Source organism: Streptomyces chiangmaiensis, from assembly GCF_036281785.1.
Classification (GTDB): domain Bacteria; phylum Actinomycetota; class Actinomycetes; order Streptomycetales; family Streptomycetaceae; genus Streptomyces; species Streptomyces chiangmaiensis.
On record NZ_JAYWVC010000559.1, the window covers coordinates 1 to 1,456 of the forward strand.

Sequence of the window (1,456 nt, forward strand, 5' to 3'; positions counted from 1 at the left end):
TTCGGCGCGATGCAGGTGTCCGTCGCCGCGTACGCCGTCGGACGCGGCACGCCGGACACGGCAGCGCTGCTCTATTTCGCCTCCAACTGCACCAATATGGTGGGTGGTTGGGCCTACGGAGCGTGGCGCCACGGCGGCTCGCCCCGGCGCCATCAGGCCACAACCGCCGTCTGCCTCACCCTCGCGAGCCTCCCGCTGACCTTCCTCGACGCGCCCCTCACGGTCGGCGCCACCCTCGCCCTGACCGGACTCGCCGTGCCGGTCCTACTGATCCTCTCCTCCATCCTCACAGAGTCGTCGGTCCCGCGCGCCGTCCTCACCCAGGCGTTCACCTGGGGCAACTCCGCAAGCGCGGCAGGATCAGCGGGCGCCGCGGCGATCGCGGGGCGGGTGGTGGACGCGGGCGGTGCGCACGGCGGTTTCGGTGTGGCAGCGGGGGCCGCGGTCGTGATGACGGTCCTGGCGCTCGGCGGTCTGCGGGGCTCATCACCGGACGTGCCGAAGTCGTCCGCGTCTGCGGAAACCACGGCGTCGAACCCGCCGGCCACACGGCGGGATTCGTCCACGAACCGCAGGGAACCCTGAACTCCTTGACCCGCCACGGGCGCCCCGCATCTGTGGCAAGCTCAGTCGAGCCATACCAATACAGCGTCACCCTCTGCTGCCGTAGCGGAGAAGAAGGGGACATCCGCGCGGGAGGAGGGCGGCTTTTGAACGGTTGGGCTGGAGGCGAATGCCCGGCCCAACCGTTTTTCGCCGGCCGTTCGACCCGCTCGCACCACTGGTGTCGGTTGTCAGCCGGTGTGGACCGGTTGGTAGTCGCCTGCGGGCCGGCGGGCGATGGCGTTCAGGCGGTTGTAGGTGTTGATCAGGGCGATCAGTGTGACCAGGCCGATGAGCTGCTCGTTGTCGTAGTGCTCGGCGGCGGCGGCCCAGGCCTCGTCGGTGACGCCACGGGAGGTGTCGGCGAAGCGGGTGCCCTGTTCCACGAATTCCAGGGCGGCGCGCTCCGCGTCGGTGAAGACGGTGGCCTCGCGCCAGGCGGCGACGAGGTTGATGCGCTGCGGGGCGGCGCCTGCCGCGAGGGCGTCTTTGGTGTGCATGTCGACGCAGAAGCTGCAGCCGTTGATCTGGCTCGCGCGGATCTGCACCAGTTTCTGCGTGGAGAGGGGAAGGCCGGTGGCCTCGATCGCCTTGCCGACCTCGGCCAGGTGCTTGACGACGGTGGCCATGGTGGGACTGCCGACGAAGACGTTCAGACGGGCATCCATGTGTGTACTCCTCGTGCTCGCCGACGCTGTCGGCACCGTTGTTCTCGCGTAGCTGCATGCACAAGACACGCGGGGTGCACCCGGTGTGACGCGCTTCGGGTATGACCCGCGTCACGTACGCACGTGACACACATACCATCGGCCGCGTCAGTCGTCCGGGCGCTGCGTGACTGTGGGCTCAAACA

At 69.0% G+C, this 1,456-nt stretch carries 1 protein-coding gene and 1 pseudogene; one reads left to right on the forward strand and one right to left on the reverse strand.

Annotation, left to right across the window (positions count from 1 at the left end; all coding sequences use genetic code 11):
* A pseudogene (locus VXC91_RS45490) lies at positions 1-585 on the forward strand (hypothetical protein); the annotation flags it as partial.
* A gap of 209 nt (positions 586-794) precedes the next feature.
* Here the strand turns inward: VXC91_RS45490 and VXC91_RS45495 are convergent.
* Positions 795-1,271, reverse strand: a complete 477-nt coding sequence (locus VXC91_RS45495; RefSeq protein WP_329513194.1) for a carboxymuconolactone decarboxylase family protein — start codon at positions 1,269-1,271, stop codon at positions 795-797.
* Positions 1,272-1,456 lie beyond the last annotated feature (185 nt).

Excerpts from the sequence above, each read along its gene's own strand:
- VXC91_RS45495 (WP_329513194.1), bottom strand. The coding sequence starts at position 1,271 with ATGGATGCCCGTCTGAACGTCTTCGTCGGCAGTCCCACCATGGCCACC.